11 protein-coding genes, 4 tRNA genes and 2 rRNA genes (1 of these 17 only partly in view) are annotated in these 17,366 nt (G+C 53.6%); all 17 read right to left on the bottom strand.

Translation table 11 applies throughout. The annotated features are described in order from the left end of the window. Nucleotides 1-75: 75 nt before the first annotated feature. Nucleotides 76-4,275, bottom strand: a complete 4,200-nt coding sequence (gene rpoC, locus AOC04_RS22650) for a DNA-directed RNA polymerase subunit beta' (protein WP_060696755.1) — start codon at nt 4,273-4,275, stop codon at nt 76-78. A 64-nt stretch (nt 4,276-4,339) separates the two neighbouring features. Beyond that, nucleotides 4,340-8,413, bottom strand: coding sequence for a DNA-directed RNA polymerase subunit beta (gene rpoB, locus AOC04_RS22645; protein WP_060696754.1), 4,074 nt, complete (start codon nt 8,411-8,413; stop codon nt 4,340-4,342). A gap of 220 nt (nt 8,414-8,633) precedes the next feature. After that, the gene (gene rplL, locus AOC04_RS22640; protein WP_060696753.1) at nt 8,634-8,999 is read right to left on the bottom strand and encodes a 50S ribosomal protein L7/L12; all 366 of its coding nucleotides are present in this window, start codon (nt 8,997-8,999) and stop codon (nt 8,634-8,636) included. An 80-nt stretch (nt 9,000-9,079) separates the two neighbouring features. Further along, the gene (gene rplJ / locus AOC04_RS22635) at nt 9,080-9,580 is read right to left on the bottom strand and encodes a 50S ribosomal protein L10 (protein ID WP_003444392.1); all 501 of its coding nucleotides are present in this window, start codon (nt 9,578-9,580) and stop codon (nt 9,080-9,082) included. Between the two features lie 195 nt (nt 9,581-9,775). Continuing rightward, nucleotides 9,776-10,471 carry a 50S ribosomal protein L1 gene (gene rplA / locus AOC04_RS22630; protein ID WP_003444394.1) on the bottom strand — a complete coding sequence of 232 codons (696 nt, stop codon included), beginning with the start codon at nt 10,469-10,471 and terminating at the stop codon, nt 9,776-9,778. Beyond that, nucleotides 10,471-10,902 (bottom strand): 50S ribosomal protein L11, encoded by a 432-nt coding sequence (gene rplK, locus AOC04_RS22625; protein WP_008008888.1) that lies wholly within the window; start codon nt 10,900-10,902, stop codon nt 10,471-10,473. The genes rplA and rplK overlap by 1 nt, the downstream gene beginning before the upstream one ends. 116 nt (nt 10,903-11,018) lie before the next feature. Beyond that, complete coding sequence (gene nusG / locus AOC04_RS22620; RefSeq protein ID WP_003444397.1) at nt 11,019-11,552, bottom strand: transcription termination/antitermination protein NusG; 534 nt, start codon at nt 11,550-11,552, stop codon at nt 11,019-11,021. Between the two features lie 9 nt (nt 11,553-11,561). Further along, nucleotides 11,562-11,930 (bottom strand): preprotein translocase subunit SecE, encoded by a 369-nt coding sequence (secE, locus tag AOC04_RS22615; RefSeq protein ID WP_003444399.1) that lies wholly within the window; start codon nt 11,928-11,930, stop codon nt 11,562-11,564. A 45-nt stretch (nt 11,931-11,975) separates the two neighbouring features. Beyond that, nucleotides 11,976-12,051, bottom strand: a tRNA-Trp gene (locus AOC04_RS22610). Nucleotides 12,052-12,298: 247 nt separating this feature from the next. Continuing rightward, nucleotides 12,299-12,374, bottom strand: a tRNA-Thr gene (locus AOC04_RS22605). 26 nt (nt 12,375-12,400) lie between these two features. Beyond that, nucleotides 12,401-12,474, bottom strand: a tRNA-Gly gene (locus AOC04_RS22600). A gap of 25 nt (nt 12,475-12,499) precedes the next feature. Continuing rightward, a tRNA-Tyr gene (locus AOC04_RS22595) sits at nt 12,500-12,584 on the bottom strand. A 110-nt stretch (nt 12,585-12,694) separates the two neighbouring features. Continuing rightward, nucleotides 12,695-13,171 carry a hypothetical protein gene (locus AOC04_RS22590; RefSeq protein WP_060696752.1) on the bottom strand — a complete coding sequence of 159 codons (477 nt, stop codon included), beginning with the start codon at nt 13,169-13,171 and terminating at the stop codon, nt 12,695-12,697. A gap of 7 nt (nt 13,172-13,178) precedes the next feature. Then, nucleotides 13,179-13,922 (bottom strand): pantothenate kinase, encoded by a 744-nt coding sequence (locus AOC04_RS22585; protein WP_060696751.1) that lies wholly within the window; start codon nt 13,920-13,922, stop codon nt 13,179-13,181. Next, a complete protein-coding gene (gene birA, locus AOC04_RS22580) occupies nt 13,912-14,859 on the bottom strand; it encodes a bifunctional biotin--[acetyl-CoA-carboxylase] ligase/biotin operon repressor BirA (protein ID WP_060696750.1) in 948 nt (315 codons plus the stop codon). The genes AOC04_RS22585 and birA overlap by 11 nt, the downstream gene beginning before the upstream one ends. 190 nt (nt 14,860-15,049) lie before the next feature. Continuing rightward, nucleotides 15,050-15,165, bottom strand: a 5S ribosomal RNA gene (rrf, locus tag AOC04_RS22575). Between the two features lie 154 nt (nt 15,166-15,319). Continuing rightward, a 23S ribosomal RNA gene (locus AOC04_RS22570) occupies nt 15,320-17,366 on the bottom strand (it continues 847 nt past the right edge of the window).

Here is a 17,366-nt window from a genome sequence, read left to right as displayed (position 1 = left end):
CTCATCTAACCAAGACAAAATGTCTCGATTCGATGAACGGAACGGCCGGGGCCCACCCTTCAATTAGCTCAGAACTCAGTTACCGCTCGAGTTCAGTGCTTCGGTCAGTGCAGCTTCCACTTCACTGGCGCTTACGCGCAACGGTTTGTCAGCCTCACGACGACGCTTGCGCTCGCTGTGGTATGCCAGACCGGTACCAGCCGGGATCAAACGACCCACGACCACGTTTTCTTTCAGGCCACGCAGGTAATCGCGCTTGCCGGTAACCGCTGCTTCGGTCAGTACGCGGGTAGTCTCTTGGAAAGAGGCCGCGGAGATAAACGACTCAGTCGACAACGACGCCTTGGTGATACCCAACAGAACGCGAGTGAACTTGGACACGAATTTATCTTCGTTGCCCAGGCGCTCGTTCTCGACCAGTACATGCGTCAACTCCATCTGGTCGCCCTTGATGAAGGTGGAATCGCCAGACTCGGCAATCTCAACTTTACGCAGCATCTGACGAAGAATCGTCTCGATGTGCTTATCGTTGATTTTTACGCCTTGCAGACGGTAAACGTCTTGAATTTCGTTAACGATGTACTTGGCCAACGCACTCACACCCAGCAAACGCAGGATGTCGTGTGGATCGCTCGGACCGTCGGAGATAACTTCGCCGCGGTTCACTTGTTCGCCTTCGAAGACGTTCAGGTGACGCCACTTTGGAATCAGCTCTTCGTACGGATCAGTACCGTCGTTCGGAGTAATGACCAGACGGCGCTTGCCTTTGGTCTCTTTACCGAACGCGATGGTGCCGCTGACTTCAGCCAGAATCGAGGCTTCTTTCGGACGACGCGCTTCGAACAAGTCAGCAACCCGTGGCAGACCACCGGTGATGTCTCGAGTTTTCGAAGTTTCTTGCGGAATACGAGCGATAACGTCACCGATCGCGATTTCCGCACCATCCGCTACACCGACCAGGGCGTTCGCCGGCAGGAAGTACTGAGCCGGTACGTCGGTACCTGGCAACAGCAGGTCCTTGCCATCAACACCAACCATCTTGACGGCTGGACGAATGTCCTTGCCGGCAGCTGGACGGTCTTTGGCATCAAGCACTTCAATGTTGGTCATACCGGTCAATTCGTCAGTCTGACGCTTGATCGTGATGCCTTCTTCCATGCCCACGTAGGTCACGGTACCTTTCATTTCGGTAACGATTGGGTGAGTGTGCGGATCCCACTTGGCGACGATAGAGCCAGCGTCGACCTTGTCACCTTCTTTGACCGAAATCACGGCACCGTACGGCAGCTTGTAGCGCTCGCGCTCACGACCGTAGTCATCAGCGATGGCCAGCTCACCGGAACGGGATACTGCTACCAGGCAACCATCTACCCGCTCAACGTGCTTCAGGTTGTGCAGACGGACAGTACCGCCATTCTTCACCTGAACGCTGTCAGCAGCAGAGGTCCGGCTAGCCGCACCACCAATGTGGAACGTACGCATGGTCAGCTGTGTACCCGGCTCACCGATCGACTGGGCAGCGATTACGCCGACAGCTTCACCGATGTTCACCTGGTGACCACGGGCCAGATCGCGACCGTAGCACTTGGCACAGATACCGAAGCGGGTTTCGCAGCTGATTGGCGAGCGTACGATTACTTCGTCAATGCTGTTCAGCTCGATGAATTCAACCCACTTCTCGTCGACCAGGGTGCCAGCAGGAACGATGATTTCATCGGTACCCGGCTTGAATACGTCACGGGCGATTACTCGACCCAGTACGCGCTCACCCAACGGCTCAACAACGTCACCGCCTTCAATGTGCGGAGTCATCAGCAGACCGTGTTCGGTCCCGCAGTCGACTTCAGTCACAACCAGATCCTGCGCAACGTCTACCAGACGACGCGTCAAGTAACCGGAGTTAGCAGTTTTCAAGGCGGTATCCGCCAGACCCTTACGAGCACCGTGAGTAGAGATGAAGTACTGAAGTACGCTCAAACCTTCACGGAAGTTCGCAGTAATCGGCGTTTCAATGATGGAGCCATCCGGCTTGGCCATCAGACCACGCATACCGGCCAGCTGACGGATCTGCGCTGCAGAACCCCGTGCGCCGGAGTCGGCCATCATGTACATCGAGTTGAACGACTCTTGCTCAACCTCAACGCCGTGACGGTCAATAACCTTCTCTTTCGAGAGGTTCGACATCATTGCCTTGGAGACTTCGTCGTTAGCTTTCGACCAAAGGTCGATTACTTTGTTGTACTTCTCGCCCTGTGTTACCAGGCCCGAGGCGTACTGACTTTCGATCTCTTTCACTTCATCGGTTGCAGCCGCGATGATGCGGGCTTTTTCATCAGGGATAACGAAGTCGTTAACACCGATGGAAACGCCGGAAATGGTCGAGTAAGCAAAACCGGTGTACATCAACTGGTCAGCGAAAATCACGGTCTCTTTCAAACCAACCACGCGGTAGCACTGGTTGATCAGTTTGGAGATCGCCTTTTTCTTCATCGGCAGGTTGACGACATCGTACGACAGACCTTTAGGCACAACCTGGAACAACAGCGCACGGCCGACAGTAGTGTCGACGATACGGGTGCCGCTCACGCTGCCACCATCACGGTCATTGACGGTTTCGTTGATCCGCACTTTAACCTTGGCATGCAGTGCGGCTTCGCCGGCACGGAATACACGGTCAACTTCTTGCAGATCCGCGAATACACGACCTTCGCCCTTGGCGTTGATCGCTTCACGAGTCATGTAGTACAGACCCAATACAACGTCCTGCGACGGAACGATGATTGGCTCACCGTTGGCTGGCGACAGAATGTTGTTGGTCGACATCATCAACGCACGCGCTTCCAGCTGGGCTTCCAGTGTCAGCGGTACGTGCACGGCCATTTGGTCGCCGTCGAAGTCGGCGTTGTACGCAGCACAGACCAACGGGTGCAGCTGGATAGCCTTACCTTCGATCAGTACCGGTTCAAACGCCTGGATACCCAGACGGTGAAGGGTCGGTGCACGGTTGAGGAGAACCGGGTGTTCGCGAATGACTTCTGCGAGAACGTCCCAAACCTCTGGCAATTCGCGCTCAACCATTTTCTTGGCTGCTTTGATGGTGGTCGCGAGACCGCGCATTTCAAGCTTGCCGAAGATGAACGGCTTGAACAGCTCGAGAGCCATTTTTTTCGGCAGACCGCACTGGTGCAGACGCAGGGTTGGACCTACGGTAATTACCGAACGACCCGAGTAGTCAACACGCTTACCGAGCAAGTTCTGACGGAAACGACCCTGCTTACCCTTGATCATGTCAGCCAGGGATTTCAGAGGACGCTTGTTGGAACCAGTGATAGCGCGACCACGACGGCCGTTGTCGAGCAATGCGTCGACCGCTTCTTGCAACATACGCTTTTCGTTACGCACGATGATGTCCGGAGCGGACAGATCAAGCAGGCGCTTCAAGCGGTTGTTACGGTTGATCACTCGACGATACAGATCGTTGAGGTCGGAAGTCGCGAAACGACCACCATCCAGCGGAACCAAAGGACGCAGATCTGGCGGCAGAACCGGCAGAACGGTCAGCACCATCCACTCAGGAAGGTTGCCGGAGCCCAGGAAGGCTTCCATCAACTTCAGGCGCTTGGACAGTTTCTTGATTTTGGTTTCGGAGTTGGTTTGCGGAATTTCTTCGCGCAGACGGCCAATCTCGTGTTCCAGATCGATAGCGTGCAGCAGTTCACGGACAGCTTCAGCACCCATACGGGCATCAAAGTCGTCGCCGAACTCTTCTAGCGCTTCGAAGTACTGCTCATCGTTCAGCAGCTGACCTTTCTCAAGAGTGGTCATGCCCGGATCGATAACGACATAGCTCTCGAAGTAGAGAACGCGTTCGATATCACGCAGGGTCATGTCCATCAGCAAACCGATACGGGACGGCAGCGATTTCAGGAACCAGATGTGAGCAACCGGCGATGCCAGTTCGATGTGAGCCATGCGCTCGCGACGGACCTTGGCCAGTGCGACTTCAACGCCACACTTCTCGCAGATCACACCGCGGTGCTTCAAGCGCTTGTACTTACCGCACAGGCACTCGTAATCCTTAACCGGGCCAAAGATTTTGGCGCAGAACAGGCCGTCACGCTCAGGCTTGAACGTACGGTAGTTGATGGTTTCCGGTTTTTTAACTTCACCGAACGACCACGAACGGATCATCTCAGGCGATGCCAATCCAATACGGATGGCGTCGAACTCTTCGACTTGACCCTGGTTTTTCAGCAAATTCAGTAGGTCTTTCAAGGCCTTTCCTCCTGGCGGAGCAGAGAGCGGGCAATACCGCCCCGCTCTCGATTCACGTCACGTGTTATTCGGTTTCCAGATCGATATCGATGCCGAGGGAACGAATTTCTTTGATCAACACGTTAAAGGACTCGGGCATGCCCGGCTCCATACGGTGATCGCCGTCCACGATGTTTTTGTACATCTTGGTACGACCGTTCACATCATCCGACTTCACTGTGAGCATTTCTTGCAGAGTGTATGCCGCGCCGTATGCTTCCAGCGCCCAAACCTCCATCTCCCCGAAACGCTGACCACCGAACTGTGCCTTACCACCCAGCGGCTGCTGGGTAACCAAGCTGTAAGAACCGGTAGAACGAGCGTGCATCTTGTCGTCTACCAAGTGGTTCAGCTTCAGCATGTACATGTAGCCAACAGTAACCGGACGTTCAAACTGGTTGCCGGTACGGCCGTCAGTCAGCGTCATCTGGCCGCTGTCCGGCAGATCTGCCAGGCGCAACATTGCCTTGATTTCGCTTTCCTTGGCACCGTCGAACACCGGGGTAGCCATCGGCACACCGCCACGAAGGTTCTTCGCCAGATCCAGGATTTCCTGGTCGGAGAAGTCATCCAGGCTTTCTTGACGACCGCCAATCTCGTTGTAGATCTCATGCAGGAACTTGCGCAGGTCAGCAACCTTGCGCTGCTCTTCAATCATGAGGTTGATCTTCTCGCCCAAACCTTTGGCTGCGAGGCCCAGGTGAGTTTCGAGAATCTGACCAACGTTCATACGCGAAGGTACGCCCAACGGGTTGAGGACCACATCGACCGGGGTGCCATTGGCATCGTACGGCATGTCTTCAACCGGCATGATCACGGAGACCACACCTTTGTTACCGTGACGACCAGCCATCTTGTCACCCGGCTGGATGCGACGACGGATTGCCAGGTAAACCTTGACGATTTTCAGCACGCCCGGAGCCAGGTCATCGCCCTGCTGCAGTTTGCGCTTCTTGTCTTCGAACTTGTCGTCCAGCAGACGACGGCGATCGATGATGTAAGCCTGGGCTTTTTCAAGCTGCTCGTTCAGAGCATCTTCAGCCATGCGCAGTTTGAACCACTGACCATGCTCAAGACCGTCCAGGATTTCATTGGTGATTTCCTGACCTTTCTTCAGACCGGCTCCACCTTCGGCTATACGGCCAACCAGTGCAGAGCGCAGACGTTCAAAAGTGGCGCCTTCAACGATACGGAACTCTTCGTTCAGATCCTTGCGGATCTCGTCCAGCTGAGTCTTCTCGATCGACAGGGCACGAGCATCACGCTCAACGCCATCGCGGGTGAAGACCTGCACGTCGATGACAGTACCTTTGGTACCGGTAGGTACGCGCAGGGAGGTGTCTTTAACGTCGCTGGCTTTTTCACCGAAGATTGCACGCAACAGCTTCTCTTCCGGAGTCAGCTGGGTCTCGCCTTTCGGAGTGACCTTACCTACCAGAATGTCGCCCGCGCCAACTTCAGCACCAACGTAAACGATACCGGCTTCGTCCAGTTTGTTCAGTGCAGCTTCACCCACGTTAGGGATGTCTGCAGTGATCTCTTCAGGCCCAAGCTTGGTGTCACGTGCCACACAGGTCAGTTCCTGGATGTGGATCGTGGTAAAGCGATCTTCTTGAACAACCCGTTCCGACAAGCAGATGGAGTCTTCGAAGTTGTAACCGTTCCAGGCCATGAACGCGATGCGCATGTTCTGACCCAAAGCCAGCTCACCCATATCGGTGGACGGACCATCGGCCATGATGTCGCTGCGCTGCACGCGATCACCCTTGCGAACCAGCGGACGCTGGTTAATGCAGGTGTTCTGGTTGGAGCGGGTGTATTTGGTCAGGTTGTAGATGTCGACACCGGCTTCGCCAGTTTCTACTTCGTCATCAGCAACACGTACCACGATACGGCTTGCATCAACGGAGTCGATCACGCCACCACGACGAGCCACGACGCAAACGCCGGAGTCACGGGCTACGTTACGCTCCATGCCGGTACCAACCAGCGGCTTGTCAGCGCGCAGGGTAGGTACAGCTTGACGCTGCATGTTCGAACCCATCAACGCACGGTTGGCGTCATCATGCTCGAGGAACGGAATCAACGACGCTGCAACCGACACAACCTGCTTCGGCGAAACGTCCATCAGGGTGACGTCTTCCGGCGCCTTGACGGTGAATTCGTTCAAGTGACGAACAGCTACCAGTTCGTCGATCAGGACTTTCTTGTCGTTCATCGTGGCCGAGGCCTGAGCGATCACGTGATCGGCTTCTTCGATGGCGGACAGGAACACGATCTCGTCGGTGACCAAAGCGTCTTTCACCACGCGATACGGGCTCTCAAGGAAGCCGTACTGGTTGGTGCGCGCATAGGCGGCCAGGGAGTTGATCAGACCGATGTTTGGACCTTCCGGCGTTTCAATCGGGCATACACGACCGTAGTGAGTCGGGTGTACGTCACGAACTTCAAAGCCTGCACGCTCACGCGTCAGACCGCCCGGGCCCAGTGCAGAAACACGGCGCTTGTGGGTGATCTCGGACAGAGGGTTGTTCTGGTCCATGAACTGCGAGAGCTGGCTGGAACCGAAGAACTCCTTCACCGCCGCAGCCACTGGCTTGGCGTTGATCAGGTCTTGCGGCATCAGGCCTTCGCTTTCAGCCATCGACAGACGCTCTTTGACCGCACGCTCAACACGTACCAGGCCAACGCGGAACTGGTTTTCAGCCATTTCGCCAACACAGCGAACACGACGGTTACCCAGGTGGTCGATGTCATCGACGATGCCTTTACCGTTACGGATGTCGACCAGAGTCTTCAGTACCGCGACGATGTCTTCTTTGCACAACACGCCCGAACCTTCGATCTCGGTACGACCGATACGACGGTTGAACTTCATCCGGCCGACCGCAGACAGGTCATAGCGCTCAGGGCTGAAGAACAGGTTGTTGAACAGAGTCTCGGCAGCGTCTTTGGTTGGCGGCTCGCCTGGACGCATCATGCGATAGATCTCGACCAGCGCTTCCAATTGGTTGCTGGTGGAGTCGATCTTCAGAGTGTCGGAGACGAACGGACCGCAGTCGATATCGTTGGTGTACAACGTTTCGATACGGACAACCTGGCTCTTGGCGATTTTCGCCAGAATCTCGGTGGTCAGCTCGGTGTTGCACTCAGCAATGATTTCGCCGGTAGCCGGATGCACGATAGCCTTGGCCGTTGTGCGACCCAGGACATAGTCCAGAGGCATAACGAGCTCTTTGATACCGGCTTTTTCCAGCTGGTTGATATGACGAGCAGTGATACGACGACCCTGCTCAACAATCACCTTGCCTTTGTCATCGGTAATATCGATGGCCGCGATCTCACCGCGCAGGCGATGAGGTACCAGTTCCAGGCTAATACTTTCGCCCTGAACGTGGAATACGTTGGTGGTGTAGAACGCGTCCAGCACCTGCTCAGTCGTATAACCCAGCGCGCGCAGCAATACCGATGCAGGCAGCTTGCGACGACGGTCAATACGTACGAACACGCAGTCTTTCGGATCGAACTCAAAGTCCAACCACGAACCACGGTAAGGAATGATACGCGCGGAATAAAGCAGTTTACCGGAGCTATGCGTTTTGCCACGGTCGTGGTCAAAGAACACGCCCGGGGAACGGTGCAACTGGGAAACAATTACACGCTCGGTGCCATTGATTACAAAGGTACCGTTCTCAGTCATCAGGGGGATTTCACCCATGTAGACTTCTTGCTCTTTGATGTCCTTGATCGCTTTGTTCGACGATTCTTTGTCGAAAATGATCAAACGAACTTTTACCCGCAAAGGTACGGCGTAAGTTACACCGCGCAACACGCATTCTTTAACATCAAATGCCGGCTCGCCCAAGCGATAACCGACGTACTCCAGCGCAGCATTGCCGGAGTAGCTGATGATCGGGAAAACGGATTTGAAGGCCGCATGCAGGCCCACGTCGCGGAACTGATCTTTAGTCGCTCCCGCCTGCAAGAATTCACGATACGAATCCAGCTGGATTGCCAAGAGATACGGCACATCCATGACGTCCGGCAACTTGCTAAAGTCCTTGCGGATACGTTTTTTCTCAGTATATGAGTAAGCCATCAGCGTTCCCCAGCTTGGTCACCTGCTTGTTTGGCCTCTCCCGACGGGAGCAGCCAGAAAATCGTGCAAACCCCTTGGTTTGCTCCACCGCACAGGGTGGTTACAGCACGTTAAAGACGCCGACCCAGTCGGCAGCCAATAACGGAAAAAGGCCGGTGGCAAGAGCCACCAGCCATCAGCCTTCTGCTTAACGCTTGGGCTGGAGACGCAAGGTCGAGGCTTACTTCAGCTCGACTTTAGCGCCTGCTTCTTCCAAGGTAGCCTTGGCTTTGTCAGCTGCGTCTTTCGCAACAGCTTCCAGAACAACGCTAGGAGCGCTGTCTACTACTGCCTTGGCTTCTTTCAAGCCCAGACCAGTCAGCTCGCGAACAGCCTTGATCACGTTAACTTTCTTCTCGCCAGCTTCCAGCAGCATGACGTTGAATTCAGTTTGCTCTTCAACAACAGCAGCGGCAGCAGCAGGACCAGCAGAAGCAGCAGCAGCGGAAACGCCGAATGCTTCTTCCATTGCCTTGATCAGCTCAACGATTTCCAGAACGGATTTCGAACCGATTGCGTCGATGATTTCTTGAGTAGTCAGAGACATGACTATAAATTCCTGTATTGGGGTGACAGCCTAGGCGGCTATCGAAATAAACAATAAACGCTGAAAGGAGTAGCTCAGCCTTAGGCTGCAGCAGCTTCTTTCTGGTCGCGAAGTGCCGCCAGAGTACGAGCCAACTTGCTGGTAGCGCCTTGAATCACGCTCATCAGCTGAGAAATTGCTTCGTCACGGGTCGGCAGACTTGCCAGTACGTCGATCTGATTAGCTGCGAGGAACTTGCCCTCGAACGCAGCTGCCTTGATCTCGAACTTATCCTGACCTTTAGCGAACTCTTTGAACAAACGGGCAGCAGCACCTGGATGTTCGTTGGAGAAAGCGATCAAGGTCGGGCCGGTGAACACGTCGTTGAGAACACTGTATTCAGTGTCAGCAACAGCGCGCTTGAGCAGAGTGTTACGTACAACACGTACGTAAACGCCAGCTTCACGAGCCTCTTTACGGAGTCCGGTCATAGCGCCTACTGTCACACCGCGGGCATCAGCCACAACAGCAGACAGGGCAACTTTGGCAGCCTCGTTGACTTCAGCGACGATGGCCTTCTTGTCTTCGAGTTTAATTGCCACGGGTTTAACTCCTGCTTGTTACCGTTTCATCTGACCTGAGTCGGATGTCGTTTTGGTGTCTGATTCGGTAAGGAACCGGGAGCACCATCTGCGTAGGCTTGAGGTTTAAGACTTTCGCCGCCTACGGTCTTGGATAGCCCCCGCCAGGCAGGGACCCCAATCTTTCATTGGCACGGCAAGCCGTGCCAATTTGTTTTACGCGTCCAGAGAACCCTGGTCGATGACCAGGCCCGGGCCCATAGTGGTGCTCAGGGTAACGCGCTTAACGTAAATACCTTTCGAGGAAGCTGGCTTGATACGCTTCAGATCAGCGATCAGTGCTTCAACGTTTTCCTTCAGCTTGACGGCATCAAAGCCGATCTTGCCAACGGAGGTGTGGATGATACCGTTTTTGTCAGTGCGATAACGAACCTGACCAGCTTTTGCGTTCTTAACCGCAGTAGCTACGTCTGGAGTTACAGTACCAACCTTAGGGTTAGGCATCAGACCACGTGGACCAAGGATCTGACCCAACTGACCTACAACACGCATTGCGTCCGGGGATGCAATAACTACGTCATAGTTCAGGTCGCCGCCTTTCATTTCGGCAGCCAGGTCGTCCATACCAACGCGATCAGCACCGGCAGCCAAAGCAGCTTCAGCAGCTGGACCCTGGGTGAACACAGCTACACGTACAGTCTTGCCAGTGCCGTGTGGCAGCACAGTAGCGCTACGAACAACCTGGTCAGATTTACGTGGGTCTACGCCCAGGTTAACAGCGATGTCAAAAGACTCGCTGAACTTGACGGTGGACAACTCAGCCAGCAAAGCAGCAGCGTCTACAAAGTTGTAAGACTTGCCAGCTTCAATTTTACCGGCAATTGCCTTTTGACGCTTAGTCAGCTTAGCCATTACACACCCTCCACGTTAAGGCCCATGCTACGAGCAGAACCGGCGATGGTACGCACGGCTGCTTCCATATCAGCTGCAGTCAGATCCGCGTTTTTGGTTTTCGCGATTTCTTCCAGCTGAGCACGGGTAACAGTGCCAACCTTAACGGTGTTTGGACGAGCGGAACCGCTAGTCAAACCGGCAGCCTTCTTCAGCAGAACCGAAGCAGGAGTCGATTTGGTTTCGAATGTGAAGCTACGGTCGCTGTAAACAGTGATGATCACTGGAGTCGGCAGACCTGGTTCAATACCTTGAGTACGGGCGTTGAAAGCCTTGCAGAATTCCATGATGTTCACACCGTGTTGACCCAATGCTGGGCCGACAGGTGGGCTTGGGTTGGCCTGAGCGGCCTTCACTTGCAGCTTGATGTAAGCGGTAATCTTCTTGGCCATGAGGCACTCCAATTACGGGTTCAGACGCCTAGAAAGGCTCCCCGGTTACTTGCGCGTTTATCCCAGTGACGACAAAACCCCACAGCCGAAGCCATGGGGTTGGGATTCGTGTCCAGTTAGACCTTTTCGACCTGGCTGAACTCTAGCTCTACCGGAGTAGAGCGACCGAAAATGAGCACTGCCACTTGGATGCGACTCTTTTCGTAGTTAACTTCTTCAACAGTGCCATTGAAATCAGCAAACGGGCCATCGGTGACGCGAACAACTTCACCTGGCTCGAACAGTGTTTTCGGCTTGGGCTTGTCGCTACCATCAGCAACGCGACGCAGAATTGCTTCTGCCTCTTTATCAGTGATCGGCGCTGGTTTATCAGCGGTACCACCAATGAAGCCCATTACGCGAGGGGTATCCTTGACCAAGTGCCAAGTCCCTTCGCTCATGTCCATTTGAACCAGCACGTATCCAGGGAAGAACTTGCGCTCGCTTTTGCGTTTCTGGCCATTACGCATTTCAACCACTTCTTCAGTGGGAACCAGAATTTCGCCGAAGCCTTCTTCCATGCCTGCCAGCTTAATACGCTCAATCAAAGAGCGCATAACATGCTTTTCGTAACCCGAATAAGCATGCACTACGTACCAACGCTTAGCCACGGGACACCCTTAGCCAACAATCAAGGAAACGAGCCAACCGAGCAGGGAATCTAAACCCCACAACAGCAACGCCATAACTAGAACAACAGCCACCACGATCAACGTGGTCTGCGTAGTTTCTTGGCGAGTTGGCCATACGACTTTACGAATCTCAGTACGAGCTTCCTTCACCAAGACAGAGAACGACTTGCCTTTTGCCGTCTGCAAACCCACATAGGCGGCAACAGCAGCAATTACAAGAAGTGCAATGACACGATACAGGATCGGCGAACCAGAATAATACTGATTCCCAACAACGCCAACCACCACAAGAGCAACCACTACAAGCCACTTGAGGAGATCGAAGCGAGAGCCTTGAACTTCAGCCTTGGGAGTCATCTAAGAGGATCCTGTGAAAAGAAAGCCAGACGCAATGAGCGAATCTGGCAGGTCAGGAGGGAATCGAACCCCCAACCTACGGTTTTGGAGACCGTCGCTCTGCCAATTGAGCTACTGACCTAAAACATTATCGAGCCGCGAATTATGCAGGCCCGAGAGAGACTTTTCAACAACCAATGCAATTACTTTTGCCATAAAACCAGCCAAGCTGAGCATATGACCTTGCAAACAGCAGAATGCGAGCTGCCTACAACAGCAACACCAACCAGAGCAGCAACACCAAACATCTGGCACCACCAGCAAACACTCCGGACAGGCTATGCACCTGTTAAAACAAAGGCAGATATTTTCATATCTGCCTTGTTATATGGAGCTCTTGAGCGGATTTGAACCGCTGACCTCACCCTTACCAAGGGTGTGCTCTACCAACTGAGCTACAAGAGCAAAACACATCGCAAAAACAGCAAGACTGGAGCGGGTGGCGGGAATCGAACCCGCATCATCAGCTTGGAAGGCTGAGGTTCTACCACTAAACTACACCCGCAAATCTTGCTATTCGAACTTAAATATGGTGGAGGGGGAAGGATTCGAACCTTCGAAGTCGTAGACGTCAGATTTACAGTCTGATCCCTTTGGCCGCTCGGGAACCCCTCCTAAGCGAGGCAGAATTCTACATCATTCTACCCTTCTGTCAAGCACTTTCTTCAATTAATTCATGAAGTTAGCATCTCGACTCACTTCACACTTCAAAGCCTGTTAGGCGTTCACTGTGGAGCGGGCGCCATTCTATGCAAAGAACCGGGCACCCGCAACCCCTCGCACTGCATTTTTTTGTGTTTTAACTCATTGAATTCATTGGCAAGGTCCTGCAGTAGCATTTCATTGATGCTGGAGCTGCTTTCAGGATCGATCTGAATCGCATATCCCACCAAATCCCCCGTATTGACATAAGCTCTCTGCGCCTGAATATCCATATCGGCGAGCTTGCGCTGAATTCTGCGCAACTGGTCTTCACTGGAGATATTACCGAGATAGGTACACTCCACCCCCTCCAGATGATCATCAGGGACTACCCCAGCGGGGGTTAAAGGCCGAGCCTCACTCAATAGTCGTATATCCTGCTGGCTGCCCTTGTATAGCGACAAGGAAACAACCTCCTTGACCCTTACAGGCGCCTCCTGCTGATGCCACACGTAATAGAAAACATTGAGAACAACCAGCAGCAGAAACAGCCAACGCATAAGAACCTCAGGAAAAGGGACAAGCTACAGCCAAGCCGACAAATACAAGATCCTGAATCAATCGTGCGTCTGGGACCATATCGCTCACCAGGGCAGCGTCACCTCCCGTGAGAAAAACCTCAAACTCTTGCCCCCAGTACTCTCGCGCCAATTCCAACTGAGTCAAAACGAAACCCCGCATCATCAACAAGCAGCCACGCTCTACGGCCTCTGCCGTTGTACGCCCCGGGGTCCGCAAAAGCAGCGCTTGCTCGGCGGAAAAATCGTCATATCTGATTCGTCGTGTGTGGGTGCGCAACTGATCACGCATCAGGGGCATTCCAGGGCAAATAAAACCTCCCAGATGCTGCCCATCAACCGCAACAAAATCTGCCGTTACAGCCGTGCCAAAATCCAGAACCAGGCACGCACGTTTTGCCAATTCATAGCCGCCGACGAGAGCCAGCCAGCGGTCGAGGCCCAGGCGAGAAAAATCTTCGTAGCCATTGCTGACTCCCGAAACCGCTCTGACGGGCTCGGCGCACATGACCCCAACCCCGAACGCCGAGGCGATACTTGCCACCAGCAGAGAGGTCTCTTCATCAGTACGCACACTGACCAAGCGACACTGCACGACATCCAGTGCTGGCACACATCGTACCGCTGCAATAAGTGCCGTTTCGGAATCTACGACCCCTCCTCCAGCAATTTTTTCATCGTCGAGCACGCGCCACTTTATGAAGCTGTTACCACAATCCAGCTCAAGAATCATGGCGCAACCTCAAACTAAGCTCGCCACCACTGAAAACCTTCTCTTCGCCCCCGACACGCAAGCGAAGTGCACCCTGCTGATCAATACCAATGACCGTACCGTCCACCTGATGCACTCCAGCAATCAGCGACACTTCGCGCCCCTGCCACAAATGATTCATCTCCCATTCAGCCTGGATAGCCGCAAATCCAGACGATTCATGGCGTTTGAGATACGCGAGCAAACTCTCATTTAGACTCGATACGAGCGCATTGCGGTTTATTGCTTTGCCAGACTCCAGGAAGATGGATGTCCAAGCCTGATCGACACCATTGGCGACCCGCATATTGGCATTGATACCAACACCAATGACTACGTGACACACATCGGCAGGATCACCGACCAACTCAAGTAAAATGCCAGCAATCTTCTTATTACCGACCAGCACGTCATTCGGCCACTTAAGCCCAGCACCTTCCATACCCATCTCTCGAAGAGCACGTAAAACCGCCAACCCCACCACAAGACTAAGCCCTTCAAGCCGGCGCATACCGCCATCAATCCGCAGAACCAGACTGTAGTAAATATTCTCCGCGAACGGACTGATCCACTTGCGTCCCCGCCGCCCCCTGCCTGCAAGCTGTCGTTCAGCCAGAATTACAAAGGGAGCAACCACGCCGCGATCAATAGCACGCAAGGCCTCTGCGTTCGTTGAGTCCAAGGATTCATGTATAGATACAGGCAAGCAACTGCCAGCCACCTGATCTGGCTCAAGAAGCTCCAGCGGAGCCTGCAACTGATAGCCACGACCACGAACCTTGTGAATGGACAGGTTCAATTCAGACTCCAGGTGCTGAAGCTGTTTCCACACAGCGCTACGGCTAACACCGAGCGCGGCCCCAAGCGCCTGCCCCGAATGAAATCGACCATCTTTGAGTAGTTTCAACAACGTCAGCATGCAAGTATCGCCTCACAATCAGGCACGCATAATAGCCATGAGTAGGGCTATTGCATAGAAAGCCTGCGGCCTGAACCCAGCCAAAGCGCACCTGTTATCGCATTTTTGTACGAGTTAAATCAGGAGCTTTTTTCTCGCCACAAAAACAAACCCCCTGTCTGCGTGAGCAGACAGGGGGTTTGGAATTTAATCTTGACGATGACCTACTCTCACATGGGGAAACCCCACACTACCATCGGCGATGCATCGTTTCACTACTGAGTTCGGGATGGGATCAGGTGGTTCCAATGCTCTATGGTCGTCAAGAAATTCGGTAGCCAGCGCGTTTACCTTACGGTTAACGTTCCAGCGAATGGGTATGTAATAGATTTGTGTGTTACGCAAACTTTCGGTTTGTATCGTCTTCACACACCGCAACTTGCAGGCTTTGTATTCAAAGCGCAAATTGCTTGGGTGTTATATGGTCAAGCCTCACGGGCAATTAGTATTGGTTAGCTCAACGCCTCACAGCGCTTACACACCCAACCTATCAACGTCGTAGTCTTCGACGGCCCTTTAGGGAACTCAAGGTTCCAGTGAGATCTCATCTTAAGGCAAGTTTCCCGCTTAGATGCTTTCAGCGGTTATCTTTCCCGAACATAGCTACCCGGCAATGCCACTGGCGTGACAACCGGAACACCAGAGGTTCGTCCACTCCGGTCCTCTCGTACTAGGAGCAGCCCCTCTCAAATCTCAAACGTCCACGGCAGATAGGGACCGAACTGTCTCACGACGTTCTAAACCCAGCTCGCGTACCACTTTAAATGGCGAACAGCCATACCCTTGGGACCGGCTTCAGCCCCAGGATGTGATGAGCCGACATCGAGGTGCCAAACACCGCCGTCGATATGAACTCTTGGGCGGTATCAGCCTGTTATCCCCGGAGTACCTTTTATCCGTTGAGCGATGGCCCTTCCATACAGAACCACCGGATCACTAAGACCTACTTTCGTACCTGCTCGACGTGTCTGTCTCGCAGTCAAGCGCGCTTTTGCCTTTATACTCTACGACCGATTTCCGACCGGTCTGAGCGCACCTTCGTACTCCTCCGTTACTCTTTAGGAGGAGACCGCCCCAGTCAAACTACCCACCATACACTGTCCTCGATCCGGATAACGGACCTGAGTTAGAACCTCAAAGTTGCCAGGGTGGTATTTCAAGGTTGGCTCCATGCAGACTGGCGTCCACACTTCAAAGCCTCCCACCTATCCTACACAAGCAAATTCAAAGTCCAGTGCAAAGCTATAGTAAAGGTTCACGGGGTCTTTCCGTCTAGCCGCGGATACACTGCATCTTCACAGCGATTTCAATTTCACTGAGTCTCGGGTGGAGACAGCGCCGCCATCGTTACGCCATTCGTGCAGGTCGGAACTTACCCGACAAGGAATTTCGCTACCTTAGGACCGTTATAGTTACGGCCGCCGTTTACCGGGGCTTCGATCAAGAGCTTCGCGTTAGCTAACCCCATCAATTAACCTTCCGGCACCGGGCAGGCGTCACACCCTATACGTCCACTTTCGTGTTTGCAGAGTGCTGTGTTTTTAATAAACAGTCGCAGCGGCCTGGTATCTTCGACCGGCGTGGGCTTACGCAGTAAATGCTTCACCCTCACCGGCGCACCTTCTCCCGAAGTTACGGTGCCATTTTGCCTAGTTCCTTCACCCGAGTTCTCTCAAGCGCCTTGGTATTCTCTACCCAACCACCTGTGTCGGTTTGGGGTACGGTTCCTGGTTACCTGAAGCTTAGAAGCTTTTCTTGGAAGCATGGCATCAACCACTTCGTTAACTAAAAGTTAACTCGTCATCAGCTCTCGGCCTTAGAATCCCGGATTTACCTAAGATTCCAGCCTACCACCTTAAACTTGGACAACCAACGCCAAGCTGGCCTAGCCTTCTCCGTCCCTCCATCGCAATAACCAGAAGTACAGGAATATTAACCTGTTTTCCATCGACTACGCTTTTCAGCCTCGCCTTAGGGACCGACTAACCCTGCGTCGATTAACGTTGCGCAGGAAACCTTGGTCTTTCGGCGTGGGTGTTTTTCACACCCATTATCGTTACTCATGTCAGCATTCGCACTTCTGATACCTCCAGCAAGCTTCTCAACTCACCTTCACAGGCTTACAGAACGCTCCTCTACCGCATCATCCTAAGATGATACCCGTAGCTTCGGTGTATGGTTTGAGCCCCGTTAAATCTTCCGCGCAGGCCGACTCGACTAGTGAGCTATTACGCTTTCTTTAAAGGGTGGCTGCTTCTAAGCCAACCTCCTAGCTGTCTAAGCCTTCCCACATCGTTTCCCACTTAACCATAACTTTGGGACCTTAGCTGACGGTCTGGGTTGTTTCCCTTTTCACGACGGACGTTAGCACCCGCCGTGTGTCTCCCATGCTCGGCACTTGTAGGTATTCGGAGTTTGCATCGGTTTGGTAAGTCGGGATGACCCCCTAGCCGAAACAGTGCTCTACC

Source organism: Pseudomonas versuta, from assembly GCF_001294575.1.
Lineage (GTDB): Bacteria > Pseudomonadota > Gammaproteobacteria > Pseudomonadales > Pseudomonadaceae > Aquipseudomonas > Aquipseudomonas versuta.
Note: the sequence above shows the minus strand (reverse complement) of the source record. Positions and strands in the feature narration are given on the sequence as shown.